Genomic DNA, 16,580 nt, shown 5'->3' on the forward strand with positions numbered 1-16,580 from the left:
ATAAGTTGAAGGAGCAACGAATTTTCGTTGCTCCTTTTTGCATTTAAAATAAAAAAACAGATCAGAGAGGAGCGATAAATATGTTAAGTAAGATCATATCTGATGTAGATGCTTTCGTATGGGGACCAGTGATGCTAGTTCTTCTTGTAGGAACAGGAATCCTTTTGACGATTCGCTGTAACTTTTTGACTTGGAGAAATCTTCCTTGGGCAATTAAAAAGACATTGAGCAAGGAATCCAGAACAAAAAGCAGAGGGGAAGGAGATGTATCTCCATTTTCGGCATTAACAACAGCACTGGCGGCAACGATCGGAACTGGAAATATCGTAGGAGTAGCAACAGCGATGGTTTCTGGCGGTGCTGGAGCATTGGTCTGGATGTGGATTTCAGCTTGTTTTGGATTATCTTCTAAGTTTTCAGAATGTATGTTAGCGATCAAATACAGAGAAGTCAATGAGCGAGGCGAAATGTCTGGTGGTCCAATGTACACAATGAAGAAAGCGATCAAAAATAAAAAACTAGGAGCAGTACTTGGATGGCTGTTTGCTTTATTTGCCGTGATCGCATCCTTTGGAATTGGAAATATGACGCAGGGAAACTCAATCTCTACAGCAGTTCATGAGACATTTGGTATCTCACAAGGGGTTGTGGGAGCTGCGGTCACAGTATTAGCTTTAATGATCATTATCGGAGGAATCAAATCGATATCCAAAGTATCATCTATCGTAGTCCCTGTAATGGCAATTTTCTATATCATCGCAGGAATTATCGTGATCTTAGGAAACATCAGCAATCTTCCAGCAGGACTTTCCATGATCTTCCATATGGCATTCAGTGTCAAAGCAGTTGGCGGTGCTCTTTGTGGAAATATCGTAGCATCTATGATGAATGCAGCACGTTATGGAGTTGCTAGAGGATGTTTTTCAAATGAGGCAGGAATGGGATCTGCAGCGATCACAGCGGCAGCAGCGACAACAGATCATCCAGTCCGTCAGGCATATATTAATATGACAGGAACTTTCTGGGATACGATCGTTGTCTGTACGATCACAGGTCTTGCGATCGCAAGTTCTGGAATGCTTGGACAGATCGATCCGGCTACAGGTGAGATGTACATAGGATCAGCATTAACAATTGCAGCATTTTCAACAGCTCTTGGAAAGGTTGGAGCATATTTAGTAACGATCGGAATTGTATTATTTGCATTTTCAACGATCCTTGGATGGGAGTATCATGGAGAAAAAGCATTTGAGTATTTGATGGGAACTCATAAATTTAATATGATCTATCGAATTATATTTTCACTGGTAGCATATGTGGGAGCAACGCAGACACTAGAACTTGTATGGAATTTCTCAGATATTGCTAATGCGTTGATGGCAATTCCAAACTTGATCTGTATGCTGCTATTAAGCGGTGAGATCGCTAAGGATGTGAAAGAATTTCAGAAGATCATCGAGGAGGAGAAAGCAGGAAAAAAGAGATAGGACTAATTAGAAAAGAGAAAGTTTTTCGTATAGTTTTTTAAAGACAAATAAAAATATAAAGAATATTTAATGAAAAATTAACATTTGAAACACTTGATTAACAAATATCCCTCTGTTATAATTAATAACCGATGTATTATGTCAAAAGCAGAAGTTATCTGGAGGGTACTATGAGATTGAACAAGATGACTGGCAGAGTGATCGCAACGATGGGAATCGCAGCAATGATGATGACACAGACAGCAGGGGTTATGGCTGCAGAGCAGACAGAGAACAAGCAATTAAAAGTTGTTTATTATAATCAGGCAGATTATCCGGGGAAGAAGATCGGCGGAAGTACGATTCAGGCAGCAGGATGCGGACCAACCGCAGTTGCTGTATGCTACAGTTCTTTAACTGGAAAGAAAGCTGATGTTCCAAAGATGTGCAAACAGGCATATAAACATGGATGGTATTACACAGGACAGGGATGTTCTCACAGCGTAGTTCCAGGATTATCCAAATTATACGGAATGCAGTGTAAAGGTCTCGGAATGGATAAAGATGCTGTAGAGAAAGCATTAAGAGCAGGACATCCAGTCGTGGCACTGATGGGGCCTGGAGATTTCACAAAGAATGGACATTTTGTTGTATTAACAAGAATGGTCGGCAAAGATAAAGTAAAGATTGCCGATGTAGGAAGCAGAGCCAGAACAGCTGAGACGTGGTCGCTTAAGAAAGTAATCCGACAAGGCAAAGAAGGTGCTAATGCAGGGGGACCATTCTGGGAGATCAGTGTGAAAGAAGAGAAGCAGGAAGAACCAGATTATAAACAAAAGATGTTAGATGGTCACAAAAACATAGATGCTGTGACAAATGCGATCGATAAGATTGCGGATTAGAATTAAAAATAAAAAAGAACATTTCATAAATGAGATATTTTGTGGAATGTTCTTTTTTGTTGTTATGGAAATTGCATAATGATCAACAATCGAACGGAAAGATGCAATAGGAATAATGGTCCTGTGTAGTGTATACAAAAAATGATGAAAAACTTAGATAAAATTAGAGGAGAGGATGAACGTGAAAATAATCAGAGTTCTGAATACAAATGCTGTTGTCAGTGTAGATTCACAAGGAAGGGAATTGATCATGACAGGTCCAGGAATTGGATTTAAAAAAAGAAAAGGTGAAAATATTGATCAGTCTCTGGTAGATAAGACATATCATCTAGAGAATAAAGAAGAAAGCAAGAGACTACAGGAAGTAGTAAAAGAGATTTCGGAAGAATACCTTGGAATTGCGGATCGTGTAGTAAAAGAGGCAAAAAAAGAAAAATTAGAAATAAGAGATTCCTTATATGTGACACTGACGGATCATATCAATTCAGCAGTCGCTCGTTATCGAGAAGGAATCGCATTAAAGAATATGATGAAAATCGATATTCGTAAGTTTTATCCAAAGGAATATCAGGTTGGTATGCATGCGATTGAATGGATTAAAGAACAGACAGGAGAGGATTTGGGAGATGATGAAGCTGCATTTATTGCAATGCATATCGTGTCTGCAGAATTAAATGCACAGAATATAATCGATGTGAATCAGATTACAGAGTTGATCAATACAGTCTTACAGATTGTAAGGATTCATTTTAAGATAGATTTAAATGAAGAATCTATTTCGTATGAGAGATTTTTAACACATTTAAAGTTCTTTGCGGCAAGAGTCTTTGACCATATGGAATATGAAGATACGATGCAAGAAATTTATAAAGTGATGGTAGAACAGAATAAAAATGCTTTTTCAGGAGTAAAAAAAATTGCAGAATATATTAAAAAGCAATATAACTATAAATTAACAATTGATGAACAATTATATTTATTAATTCATATCAAACGAATTTTAGATGAACAAACAAAATAATCATAGGTTTGTTATTATTAAGTTAAGCAAGACCTGACAATAGATGAAATAACCCCGGGAATTATTTTATCTATTGTCAGGTCTTTGTTATATAAAGAAAAATGAAAATTTTTAAATCCAGAAAAAAAGGAGGAAAACAAAATGGATTATGAAAATACAGCAAAAAAGATCCTTCAAAGAGTTGGAGGAAAAGATAATGTCATCAATCTGGTACATTGTATGACAAGACTTCGTTTCACATTAAAAGATGAATCCATCGTTGATGATGAAGCAGTAAAGAAAACAAAAGGTGTTATGGGAATCATGAAAAAGGGCGGACAATATCAGATCATTATTGGAAATGATGTTGGAAACGTATTTAACGAATTAAATAAACTTGGGAATTTTTCTAATGAAGTAAAAGAAGTACCAGCAAAATCGAATGAAAAGAAAAATATCTTTACAATGCTGATGGATACGATTTCAGGTATCATGGCACCTGTTATTCCAGCAATCATTGGTGCAGCTATGATCAAAGTATTGCTTACATTACTTCCTATGATCGGTGTGTTAAGCACAAATGGGCAAACATATCAGTTATTAAGTGTTATAGGAGATGGTGCGTTTTTCTTCATGCCAGTACTGATTGCAATTTCAGCATCCAAAAAGTTTGGAACAAATATGTATTATGCAGCAAGTATTGCACTGATCATGTTACATCCAAACTTGATCACACTGATGAATACAGCACATGATGCAGGACAGACTGTGAAATTTTTGAAATATATTCCGGTAACTTATGCATCCTATTCTTATTCGGTTATCCCAATCATTTTGGCAGTATATTCTCTAAGATATGTAGAACGTTTTGTAGATAAAATCACGCCAGTTGTCACAAAGAACTTCTTAAAACCAATGTTAGTTGTTTTAATTGAAGCACCGATCGCATTGATCATTCTTGGACCTTTAGGAGCTATTTGCGGTAATGGATTATCAACAGTAGTTTATGCAATTCATGATAAATTAGGATTTATTGCCATTGGTCTTGTGGCTGGCGTTTATCCATTCGTTGTTATGGCAGGTATGCATCATGCATTTACACCGATTAAATTAGGGATGATCGCAACAACAGGATATGAGAACTTTATCTGTATCGGAGAATTATGTTCTAATATGGCACAGGGTGCAGCCTCCCTTGCAGTTGCGCTTCGAAGCAAAAACAAAGACTTTAAACAGATCGCAGGATCTTCTGCGTTTTCAGCATTATTTGCTGGTATCACAGAACCTGCACTTTATGGTGTAACACTTCGTTTAAAACGACCAATGTTAGGAGCATGTATTGGTGGTGCTGTTGGTGGATTAGTCGGTGGATTTTTCCAAATGAAATGTTTTGGAATTGCAACACCAGCAATCGTAACGATTGTTCAGTATGTAGAAAAAGGAAAACCACAGACATTATTATTTGCAGCACTCACAATTTTGGTTACAGTAGTTGTTACATTTGTTGCAACACTGATTATTGGCTTTGAAGATATTGTAGATGAAGATGATGATTTAGATTTTGTAGAAGAATCTAATGCACAGTTATTAGATAATGAGATCAGCATTACAAGTCCAGTTGAAGGGAAAGTGATTCCTTTAACAGAAGTGAAAGATTCAACATTTGCGCAAGAAATCTTAGGAAAAGGAGCAGCGGTCATTCCTGAAAAAGGAGTTGTCTATGCACCATTTGACGGAAAAGTAGATGCTGTTTTTGAAACAGGACATGCATTAGGATTAGTAAGTGAAGATGGAGTAGAACTTTTGGTACATGTAGGAATCGATACAGTAAATTTAAAAGGAAAATATTTTACTCCAAAGAAAAAATCTGGAGATACAATGAAAAAAGGGGATATCTTACTAGAATTTGATATTGACAAGATTAAAGCAAATGGATACGATGTAACAACACCGATCATTATTTCCAATACAGAACAATTTGCAAAAGTTAAAGCATGTGAAGATAAAGTAGTAACAAAGGAAAGTAAATTATTAAGTGTACAGTAGCAGAAAGGAAGCGTAACATTTATGGAAGAAATGAAAGTTACAAAATTTCCAGAAGGATTTTTGTGGGGAAGTGCTTCAGCTGCCTATCAGATTGAAGGCGGCTGGAGAGAAGATGGAAAAGGGATCACAAACTGGGATCAATTTGTAAGGATTCCAGGAAAAACATATAAAGCGACAACTGGAGATGTTGCAGTTGACCATTATCATCGCTACAAAGAAGATATCGCGTTGATGGCGGAAATGGGATTAAAAACTTATCGTTTTTCTGTTTCATGGGCAAGAATCTATCCGGAAGGAAGAGGAGAGGTCAATCCCAAAGGAATTGAGTTTTATGAAAATATTATTGATGAATGTTTAAAATATGGGATTGAACCAATGGTGACAATCTACCATTGGGATCTTCCTCAGGCATTAGTGGATCTCTATGGAGGATGGGAATCTGAGGAGATCATTGAGGATTATGTAAATTATGCTAAGACTTTATTTAAGGCATATGGAAGTAAGGTAAAATACTGGATTACATTTAATGAACAAAATATTTTTACATCACTTGGATGGCTGACAGCACAGCATCCTCCAGGAAAGTTTGACGATCAGAAAACATTTTATCAAGTGAACCATCACGTCTTTATGGCACATGCAAAGGCTGTTTTGGCATATCGCGAGATGGGCGGAACAGGAAAGATTGGTGCAAGCTTTGCTTATACACCATCTTATGCACTTGATTGTAAACCTGAAAATGTTATGTCAAAACATGATTATGATGAACTGAAGAATTTCTGGTGGATGGATGTTTATGCATATGGAAGATATCCCAAAGCAGCCATGAATTATTTAAGAAAAAAAGGATTTGCACCAGTTGTCACAAAAGACGATCAGAAAATTTTAAAGGCAGCAGCGGCAGAGATTGATTTTATGGGAGTTAATTATTATCAAAGTTGTGTATGCGAGTATAATCCGATGGATGGAGTAACATCATATGGTACAATGAATACAACAGGAGTGAAAGGTTCTGCGCAGGTACTTGGAGTTCCTGGAATTTATAAAAATCCAGGAACTCCATATTTGATGACAACAGACTGGGATTGGAGTATTGATCCAGTTGGGCTTCGCTATTGTTGTCGTGAGATCACAAGTCGTTATGATCTGCCAATCATCATTTCGGAAAATGGACTTGGAGCATTTGATAAGAAGACGGAAGATCATAAGATTCATGATGAATATCGAATTGATTATCTAAGAGAACATTTAAAAGAATTAGGAAAAGCCATCGAGGAAGGCTGTGAAGTGCTTGCATATTGTACATGGTCTTTTACGGATTTGTTAAGCTGGCTGAATGGATATCAAAAACGATATGGATTTGTGTATGTAGATCGCGAAGAAGAAGAGGGCGCTACATTAGATCGATATAAGAAAGATAGTTTTTATTGGTATCAAGATGTGATCAAACAGGATGGAGAGAATCTGTTTAAAGAATAAATAATTAGAAATTTTGGATAAAGAAAAAAAGAAGCAGCAAAAACCAGACTATAAAAAGAAAACATTCTTAAAAAACTGAATAACTTTGATATAAAAATGAAATCCTAGGATCTTTTCAGTGAAAAGACTCTGGGATTTTTTATATATTGTATACAAAAAATAAAACACAAAAATCGTTAAAATAAAACAAAAATAACAGTGCAAATTGTATCGAAAATCATGTAAATGTGCAGTTTTTATAATGAAAAAACGAGAAAAATGAAAAAAATTATGTAAAATACACAAAAAAGTTTTGCAAAATCTGAAATTTGTGGTACAATAAGTTCAATGACATATGAATGTGACATAATTAATTTTAGGAGGTATTGACATGGCAACAAAATGGGTCTACAAATTTAGTGAAGGAAATGCCGAAATGCGTAACCTTCTTGGAGGAAAAGGTGCAAACTTAGCAGAGATGACAGGACTTAATTTACCAATTCCTCAGGGATTCACAGTTACAACAGAAGCGTGCACAAACTATTATGACTGCGGTGGAAAGATCAGTGATGAAGTAGCATCACAGGTGATCGAAGCAATGAAAGACTTAGAAGAGATTCAGGGAAAGAAGTTCGGAGACCTTGAAGATCCTCTATTAGTATCAGTAAGATCCGGAGCAAGAGTATCCATGCCGGGTATGATGGATACAATTCTTAACTTAGGACTGAATGATGAAGCTGTCGAAGGATTTGCCAAGAAGACAGGAAATCCTCGTTTTGCATATGATTCTTATCGTCGTTTTATCCAGATGTTCTCAGACGTTGTAAAAGAAGTGGATAAAGCAAAATTCGAAGATGTCTTAGATGACATCAAAGCAGAAAAAGGTGTGAAGTTTGATACAGACTTAGATGCTGATGATCTGAAGGAAGTGATCAAGAGATACAAAGGTATCTATCGTAAAGCACTGAATGAAGAATTCCCTCAGGATCCAAAAGACCAGTTATTTGAAGCGATCAAAGCGGTATTCCGCTCTTGGGACAACCCACGTGCCATTTACTATCGCCGAATGAACGACATTCCAGGAGACTGGGGAACAGCCGTTAACGTTCAGACAATGGTATTCGGTAATATGGGAGATACATCAGGAACAGGTGTAGCATTTACAAGAAACCCATCTACAGGTGAGAAACAGATCTATGGTGAATACCTGATCAATGCACAGGGTGAAGACGTAGTAGCTGGTGTTCGTACACCACAGCCAATCACAAAACTGGCAGAAGACTTACCAGAATGCTATGAACAGTTTATGAGCATTGCTCATACATTGGAAGAACATTATCGTGATATGCAGGATATGGAATTTACGATCCAGGAAGGAAAACTGTACTTCTTACAGACAAGAAATGGTAAGAGAACAGCACCAGCCGCACTTCGTATCGCCTGCGAATTAGTAGATGAAGGAAAGATCACAAAAGAAGAAGCAGTTTCAAGAATCGATGCGAAAGCATTAGATCAGTTATTGCATCCAAACTTTGATGAAGCAGCACTGAAGGCAGCTCTTCCAATCGGAGAAGCACTTCCAGCATCTCCTGGAGCAGCAGCTGGTAAAGTATATTTTGATGCTGAGATGGCAAAACTGCATCATGAAGCAGGATTAAAGGTTATCTTAGTTCGTTTAGAGACATCACCAGAAGATATCGAAGGAATGCATGCAGCAGAAGGTATCTTAACAGCTCGTGGTGGTATGACATCTCATGCAGCCGTTGTAGCACGTGGTATGGGAACAGCGTGTGTTGCAGGATGTGGAGATATCAAATTTGCTGAAGATGGTAAATCTTTCACATTAGGTGGAAAGACAGTTAAAGAAGGAGATTACATTTCCTTAGACGGATCTACAGGTAAGATTTATCTTGGAGAGATCCGTACAGTACCTGCAAGTATCAGTGGTAACTTCGATCGTATCATGACATGGGCCGATGAGATCCGTACATTACAGGTAAGAACAAATGCAGATACACCTGCCGATGCATTGAATGCAGTCAAATTCGGAGCACAGGGTATTGGACTTTGCCGTACAGAGCATATGTTCTTTGATGCAGAGAGAATTCCAAAGATTCGTCGTATGATCCTCTCTACAACAAAAGAAGCAAGAGAAATCGCATTAAATCAGTTAATTCCTTATCAGAAGAAAGACTTTAAAGACTTATACGAGGTTATGGAAGGAAGACCGGTCACAATCCGTTTCTTAGATCCACCTCTTCATGAGTTCCTTCCAAACACAATGGAAGAGATTACAGCTCTTGCCAAAGATATGGGAGTTACAGTAGAAGAGATCAATATGAGACGTGCTGCTCTTCATGAATTCAACCCTATGATGGGACATCGTGGATGCCGTCTGGCAGTTACTTATCCAGAGATTGCCAAGATGCAGACAAGAGCTGTAATGGAAGCAGCGATCGAAGTAAAACAGGAAAAGGGATATGACATCGTTCCTGAGATCATGATTCCATTAGTAGGAGAGAAGAAAGAGTTAGCATTTGTAAAACAGGTTGTTGTACAGACAGCTGAGAAAGTAAAAGCTTACTATGAATCTGATATTCAGTACAAAGTAGGTACTATGATCGAGATTCCTCGTGCAGCATTATTAGCAGATGAGATTGCAGAAGAAGCAGAATTCTTCTCCTTCGGAACAAATGATTTAACTCAGATGACATTTGGATTCTCTCGTGATGATGCAGGTAAGTTCTTAGATTCTTACTATGATAATAAGATTTACGAATCTGACCCATTCGCTAAATTAGACCAGAAAGGTGTTGGACAGCTGATCGAGATGGCAGCGAAGAAAGGTAAAGCAACTCGTCCAGATATCCACTTAGGAATCTGTGGAGAACATGGTGGAGATCCATCATCTGTAGAATTCTGCTACAGAGCTGGACTAGACTATGTATCTTGCTCACCATTCCGTGTACCAATTGCACGTTTAGCAGCAGCTCAGGCAGTTTTAAAAGATAAATAAAATCCATTGTAATTCATATTACAGGGCGAACACTTCTATCCACTTTTAGGGCAAAAAAACTATCCAGTTGATGCTCAACAGAATAGAAAGTTTTCAGCCAGTAAGTAATATCAAACTCACGTAAAAATATCATAAATTTTACGTGAACTGTCCAAGCATAAATTAAGACTCTTGGAACTTTGGAGAAACGACCATAAGAGATGTAAAAGTCTCTTTAGGGAATACCTCTAAAGTTTCAGGAGTCTTTTTTGTGGTGGATATAGGTGTTGAACAGGGAAATCTCTGAAGGACAAGGAATTTATACAGGATAAAAACTTTGCCCCGAAACAGAATGAAAGAGATTCATCATTATGGGGGATCTTTTTTTATATCTGCCGAGTGATCATTTATAGGAGAATTGGTCAAAAAATGATATAATCTCAGTATAAACGAAAAACAGGAGATAACGTTATGATCGATACATTACTATTTGATTTAGATAACACATTACTGGACTTTGACAAAGCAGAAGCCCATGCACTTACGAAAGCATTAGATGATGCAAGAATTTCAGTGACAGATGAGATGCTTGGACGTTATAATAAGATCAATCTTACTCAATGGAAATTGTTAGAACAAGGGAAAATGACGAGGGACGAAGTAAAAATTCGCAGATTTAAGCTCTTATTTCAAGAATTTCATATCAAAGTATCACCAGAAAAAGTTGCAAGTAACTATCAGATATATCTAGGACAAGGGCATTACTTTATCGAAGGAGCCCAAGAGGTCTTAGAACAATTATCAAAGAAATACAGAATATATGTGGTAACAAATGGAACGTTATCTGTACAGATCGGAAGATTAAAAAGTTCAGGAATCAAAAAATATCTGCAAGGTATTTTTATTTCAGAAGAAATTGGCTATAATAAACCAAGTGTTGAATATTTTGAAAAATGTTTTGCACAGATTCCACATTTAAAAAAAGAAAATACAGTGATCATTGGAGACAGCTTAAGTTCTGATATTCAAGGCGGTAAAAATGCAGGAATCAAGACAATCTGGTTTCATAGACCACAGGATCAGACAGATGATCCTAAACCAAGACCAGACTATGAAATCCAAAGTTTAAAATCTTTACTGGATATGTTAGAATAAAAATACAGAAATACAACAAAAAAGGAGTTATGTAAAATGGAAAAACAGATATTAAATGAAGTTATTGAAGAAACAAAGAAATTAATTGCAGCACCATCTTGCAGCCAGGAAGCAAAAGATGCAGCTAACGCATGGCTTGATGCTGTTGGGACAGATAACGAAGAAGCAGAGACAAAGAAATATATCGCAGAGTTAGAAGAAGATATCATGCCAATCGACGGATTGATCGGATTTGCAGGATCTGAAGCGGGAGCAGCTGTATTCGGAGCAGAGAAAGCAAAAGAAGTAGAAGCACATGCAAAAGAAGTCAAAGCAGCTGGAGGAAAATATTGTGATTGTCCTGCATGCACTGCATGTGAAGTGATCTTATCCAAGCTAAAATAGGATTTTATAGCAATGAAGAAATTGAAAATTGCAGGAATTGTTCTGATTTTGTTTATTTTGTATGTGATCATTGGAATGCTTGTGCCATTTGTACATATGAAATCGGTAAGCCAAACTAACAAATCCAAGATTCACACCGAATCATTTTATTCAAGAGCAGATAAGAACGGATCAGACCGAGCAAAGATCGTAAGTGATAATCAGGAAGCACTGGATTTGCGTCTTGATATGATACGAAAAGCAAAGAAAGAGATTATTTTATCAACCTTTGATATTCGAGAAGGAAACAGCAGTGACGATATCTTTTCAGAATTACTCAAAGCTTCCAGGCGAGGTGTTAAAGTAAAGATTCTGGTTGATGGACTTTATGGAACGATTCATATGTCTGGAAAGGATATTTTTGCAGCAGTTGGCAGCGAGCCGAATGTAGAAATCCGCTTTTACAACACACCAAATCTTTTAAAACCATGGACGATCAATGGATGCCTGCATGATAAATATATTGTGGCAGATCACAAATATTTATTGATGGGCGGCAGAAATATGTTTGATTATTTTCTTGGAACACACAAAGGTAAAAGCAAGGGTGTGGACCGAGAAATTTTGATCGTAAATCAAGGATCAAAAGACCAGGGGGCGGTTGGACAGATTAGAAGATATTTTCAAAAAGTCTGGAATTTAGAAGTCTGTAAAACAAAATTTAACACATGTTCAAAGAATAAAAAAGAGAAGGCAGTCAAACGACTCTTATCACATGCAGAGAAAGTAAAGATTCCAGAGTATGATTACCAAAAGATCACAGTTCCAACAAAGAAGACGACACTCGTGACCAATCCGACAACGATCTATGGAAAAGAGCCAGTGGTATTTGAAACGCTGAAGCAGTTGATGTTACAGGCAAAGAATCAAGTTATCATTCACACGCCGTATGCTGTATTTTCCAAAGAAATGTACGAAGGAATCACGCAGGTAAAACAGCAGGTGCCAGATACGACTATGATCTTAAATTCAATCGCATCTGGAGACAATATCTGTGCATCTGCAGATTATCGGAAGAATCGTTCAAAGATCTTAGACACAGGAATTTCATTATATGAATATATGGGCAAACATTCTACTCATGGGAAATCACTGGTGATCGATGATGATATTGCGGTGGTAGGATCTTATAATTTTGACTGCAGAAGTACTTATGTTGACACAGAAACCATGTTAGTTGTACAAGGAAAAGAAATCACAAAACAACTGGAAGAGGATTTTGATGGATTAAAGAATGAATCTTTGAAAGTAAACAAAGATGGAAGTTATCAAAGTGGTAAAAATGTAACAGAAAGTACAATGGATGGCAAAAAGCAGTGTATGATCAGAATTTTATCTTATATCATACAGGCATTTCGATATTTAGCTTAAATTGTGCAGAAATAGAACAATTTAGCTGTATCATAAGAAAACATAAAAGGAAAAAGAAAGACATGAAAGATATTAAAATCATATTTTTTGACATTGATGGCACATTGATCGCTATGGATAAAGATACGATTTCAGACAAAACATTAGAGGCATTAAAACGACTACAGGCAAATGGAATCAAACTTTGTCTGGCAACTGGAAGGGGACCAATGCTTGTTCCACATTTTGATGGAGTTGAATTTGATGCATTTCTTACATACAATGGTTCGTATTGCTATGATCATGAAGGAACTCTCTATCGCAATTGCATTCCATCAAAAGATATTGAAACGATCGTAAATAATGCAGTCAAAATAGGAAGACCAGTTGCACTGGCAACGAAAGACCGTATGGCCGCCAATGGAAAAGATCAGGATCTGATCGATTATTATGCATTTGGGAATGCAGAAGTTGAGGTAGCTAAAGATTTTGAAGAAGTAAAAAAAGAAACAGTCTATCAAGTACTAATGGGTGCAAGGAAAGAAGAATATCAAGATATTCTAAAAGGTGTCCAAGCAGCAGAGATCACAGCATGGTGGAATCGAGCCGTTGATATTATACCGATCAATGCAGGAAAAGGGATTGGGATTGAGAAGGTATTAAAATATTATGGCATAGAAAAGTCCCAGTCTATGGCGTTCGGAGATGGAAATAACGATATTGAAATGTTAAAAGCCGTTGGCAATGGAATTGCGATGGGAAATGCATCTGATGATCTGAAAGCAGTAGCAGATGAAATTTGTGGAGATGTTTCAGAGGATGGGATTTACCAGTATTGTTTGGAAAATGAATTGATCTAAAAAAAACAGCAGATTTAAAACTGATCGAAGTTTGAATCTGCTGTTTTTTATTTCATAGGAAATTTTGATGTAACTATTGACATTACACTAAAATGTTACTATATCCTTAAATGTAATGATAATGATTACAACAAAAGGAGATAACTATGAATGCACAGAAAAATCTTTGTTTATCAAGTTATTTGTAGAACATATTGAGATTTCACTGATTGCGATCTTGATCGCGATCGTCCTTGGAGGAGTCGTTGGAATCTTGATCAGTGAATTTGAGAGATCTGCGAAATTAACTTTAGGAGTGATCAAATTTCTTTATACGATTCCATCCATTTCCATGCTTGGTTTTTTGATTCCATTTTCAGGAGTTGGAAATGCAACAGCAGTGATTGCGTTGTTAGCACTTGTGATGGATCTGATCCTGGGATTTGTTGAAAAGCGTATGGAAAAAAGAGGGAAAACTGCAAAAAAACAAGATACGATTCATATTGCAACAAAGCCAATGACAGAACAATATATTTTAGGTGAGATGTTAAATATATTGGTCAAACAAGATACAGATCTGAATGTAGAACTGACACAAGGGGTTGGCGGTGGAACATCTAATATCGAGTCAGCGATGGAAAGCGGAAAGTTTGATATTTACCCAGAATACACAGGAACCGGATGGAATATGGTGTTAAAAATTGCAACGGATCGGTATGTATGGATTTAACAATACATATGGTCTGGTTGTGCGAAAAGAGATTACAGATAAATATCACCTAAAAACATATTCTGATCTAAAAAATATTGCGGATCAGTTGACGTTTGGAGCGAGAAGGGTCTTTTAAAATAAAAGGGAAATGATGAGTACAGCAATCGAATTTCAAAATATTACAAAAACATATGAAAATAAAACAATCGTAGATCATTTAAATCTTTCTATACAAGAAGGCGAGTTTGTTACAATGATCGGATCTTCCGGATGCGGAAAGACAACAACATTGAAAATGGTCAATGGATTGATCACGCCAGATCAGGGAGATATTCTGGTCCATGGAGAGAATATCAAGACAAAAGAAGCCGTATCAAAATGGATGGATATCGTGGGATTAGATGAAGATATGAAAGAACGTTATCCATCTGAACTATCCGGAGGACAGCAGCAAAGAGTCGGAATAGCAAGAGCTTTAGCCGCCTCTCCAGACATTCTTTTAATGGATGAACCATTTGGAGCTGTCGATGAGATCACAAGGCAGCAACAGATTTCGTGAAACGACTGGTAGATAAAGAACGAAGGATCTGTCATCTTCCAGAAGAAAAATTAAAGGATTGTGAGTATAGTGAAGCAGCGCTATGTGAGATATGATCCTTTTCCTTGACTTGTTTTCTTTCCTGTCATACACTAAAAATAAGAAAAATTTGAATAAAAATGGAGAAAGCAAATGAAAATCAAACGAATCAAAGAAGATTTCAGTGTGTGTAAAGGATATGAAATTGGATAAACAGATAACGATGCCAAAAGTAATGAAAATGATAACAGCTATAGGTATTTTAGTTACATTAGTTACAATGATCATTTATCAAAATAACAACAGTAGCATTTCCCTTACGCTGGCGATCACATTTGGAACGATCACATATCATTTTGGGATGCGTCTGCTGATCGGATGGCTTGTTATGATCCTTATGAAAAATAAAGCCGATTACACCAAGCAATGGTATCAATTGCATTCATGGGAAAAGGCATTCTATAAAAAGATTAAAATAAAAAGATGGAAAAATAAAATGCCAACGTATCGTCCACAAGATTTCTCACCTAAAGAACATAGCTGGCATGAGATTGCCCAGACAATGTGTCAGTCAGAAGTCGGGCATGAGTTGATCATAGGATTTAGCTTTCTGCCGATCATTGCCTCAAAATGGTTTGGAGCATTTGGGGTATTTGTGATCACATCCGTTATTTCTGCTGGATTTGATCTGATCTTTGTGATGATGCAGAGATATAACAGGGACAGGATTCAAAGATTGATAAGATAAAAAGGACAGTATCAAAGGATAAACAGCAATGGATTTAAGAGTACTACATTATTTTTTAACCGTAGCGAGAGAACAAAGCTTTACCAAAGCTTCCAAACAATTACATATCACACAGCCAACACTTTCCAGACAATTAGCAGCACTAGAAGAAGAATTAGGAGCGAAATTATTAGATCGTGGAGGGCACAAGATCACATTGACCGAAGAAGGATTATTGCTAAAACGTCGTGCTCTGGAGATCATCGACCTTGAAAATAAGATCATCGAGGAATTTAAAGGAAATGAAGAGGTGATCGAAGGTACGATTACGATCGGTTGTGGTGAATTCAACGCAGTCGATCATATCGCAAAGATCTGCAAGATATTTCAGGAAAAATATCCAAGAATCCAGATCGCACTCCACACGGCAACTGCAGATGTTGTGCAGGAAATGATGAATAAAGGACTTGTCGATATTGGAGCTTTTATGGAACCTGTCAGCACAGAGGACCTTGATTATATCAGGATCAGAGAAAGTGACCACTGGGTTATCAGTATGAAACCAGATGATCCGCTTGCGAAAAAAGAATATATTACAAAAGATGATCTTTTGAAACTGCCATTGATCGTTCCAGAACGATTAGGAGTACAAAGTGAGCTCGCGAACTGGTTAGGAGCAGATTTTAACAAGATAAAGATCGTATTTACAAGCAATTTTAGCACAAATGCAGGGATCATGGCATTAAATGGCCTTGGATATCCAGTATCAATTGAAGCTGCGATTCAGTACTGGAGAGAAGATCTCCTGATCCAGAAAAGACTATATCCAGAGATCACGGCAAACACTGTGATCGCATGGAGAAGGAACATTCCTCATTCTTATGCTGTTCATAAATTCATTGAAGAGATAAATGCCTTTAAGGCATAATA

13 protein-coding genes and 1 pseudogene are annotated in these 16,580 nt (G+C 37.0%); all 14 read left to right on the plus strand.

Features of this window, described 5'->3' with window-relative positions; all coding sequences use genetic code 11:
• Positions 1–80: 80 nt before the first annotated feature.
• Positions 81–1,487: an alanine/glycine:cation symporter family protein gene (locus OCV53_RS04020; RefSeq protein WP_055196652.1), complete on the plus strand. Its 1,407-nt coding sequence runs from the start codon at positions 81–83 to the stop codon at positions 1,485–1,487.
• Between the two features lie 170 nt (positions 1,488–1,657).
• Complete coding sequence (locus OCV53_RS04025) at positions 1,658–2,368, plus strand: C39 family peptidase (RefSeq protein WP_022375507.1); 711 nt, start codon at positions 1,658–1,660, stop codon at positions 2,366–2,368.
• A gap of 175 nt (positions 2,369–2,543) precedes the next feature.
• Positions 2,544–3,389: a BglG family transcription antiterminator LicT gene (licT, locus tag OCV53_RS04030; RefSeq protein ID WP_055196654.1), complete on the plus strand. Its 846-nt coding sequence runs from the start codon at positions 2,544–2,546 to the stop codon at positions 3,387–3,389.
• Between the two features lie 141 nt (positions 3,390–3,530).
• Positions 3,531–5,414, plus strand: coding sequence for a beta-glucoside-specific PTS transporter subunit IIABC (locus tag OCV53_RS04035; RefSeq protein WP_055196655.1), 1,884 nt, complete (start codon positions 3,531–3,533; stop codon positions 5,412–5,414).
• Between the two features lie 21 nt (positions 5,415–5,435).
• A complete protein-coding gene (locus tag OCV53_RS04040; protein ID WP_055196656.1) occupies positions 5,436–6,893 on the plus strand; it encodes a glycoside hydrolase family 1 protein in 1,458 nt (485 codons plus the stop codon).
• 370 nt (positions 6,894–7,263) lie between these two features.
• Positions 7,264–9,888 carry a pyruvate, phosphate dikinase gene (ppdK, locus tag OCV53_RS04045; protein ID WP_022375504.1) on the plus strand — a complete coding sequence of 875 codons (2,625 nt, stop codon included), beginning with the start codon at positions 7,264–7,266 and terminating at the stop codon, positions 9,886–9,888.
• Positions 9,889–10,338: 450 nt separating this feature from the next.
• Entirely contained in the window at positions 10,339–11,022 is a 684-nt protein-coding gene (locus tag OCV53_RS04050) for a YjjG family noncanonical pyrimidine nucleotidase (protein WP_055196657.1), read from the plus strand.
• Positions 11,023–11,058: 36 nt separating this feature from the next.
• On the plus strand, positions 11,059–11,406 hold the full coding sequence (locus OCV53_RS04055) for a hypothetical protein (RefSeq protein ID WP_022375502.1): 348 nt from the start codon (positions 11,059–11,061) through the stop codon (positions 11,404–11,406).
• 12 nt (positions 11,407–11,418) lie between these two features.
• Positions 11,419–12,816, plus strand: coding sequence for a phospholipase D-like domain-containing protein (locus OCV53_RS04060; RefSeq protein WP_055196658.1), 1,398 nt, complete (start codon positions 11,419–11,421; stop codon positions 12,814–12,816).
• Positions 12,817–12,878: 62 nt separating this feature from the next.
• Complete coding sequence (locus tag OCV53_RS04065) at positions 12,879–13,655, plus strand: Cof-type HAD-IIB family hydrolase (protein ID WP_022375500.1); 777 nt, start codon at positions 12,879–12,881, stop codon at positions 13,653–13,655.
• Between the two features lie 121 nt (positions 13,656–13,776).
• Positions 13,777–14,479: pseudogene (locus OCV53_RS04070) on the plus strand (glycine betaine ABC transporter substrate-binding protein); the annotation flags it as partial.
• A gap of 18 nt (positions 14,480–14,497) precedes the next feature.
• A complete protein-coding gene (locus OCV53_RS04075) occupies positions 14,498–14,905 on the plus strand; it encodes an ATP-binding cassette domain-containing protein (RefSeq protein WP_055196660.1) in 408 nt (135 codons plus the stop codon).
• 223 nt (positions 14,906–15,128) lie between these two features.
• Positions 15,129–15,671 (plus strand): glycosyl-4,4'-diaponeurosporenoate acyltransferase CrtO family protein, encoded by a 543-nt coding sequence (locus OCV53_RS04080; protein ID WP_242852109.1) that lies wholly within the window; start codon positions 15,129–15,131, stop codon positions 15,669–15,671.
• 28 nt (positions 15,672–15,699) lie between these two features.
• Positions 15,700–16,578 (plus strand): LysR family transcriptional regulator, encoded by an 879-nt coding sequence (locus OCV53_RS04085; protein WP_055196661.1) that lies wholly within the window; start codon positions 15,700–15,702, stop codon positions 16,576–16,578.
• Positions 16,579–16,580 lie beyond the last annotated feature (2 nt).

This window comes from Anaerostipes amylophilus, from assembly GCF_025567365.1.
Taxonomy (GTDB): Bacteria; Bacillota; Clostridia; order Lachnospirales; family Lachnospiraceae; genus Anaerostipes; species Anaerostipes amylophilus.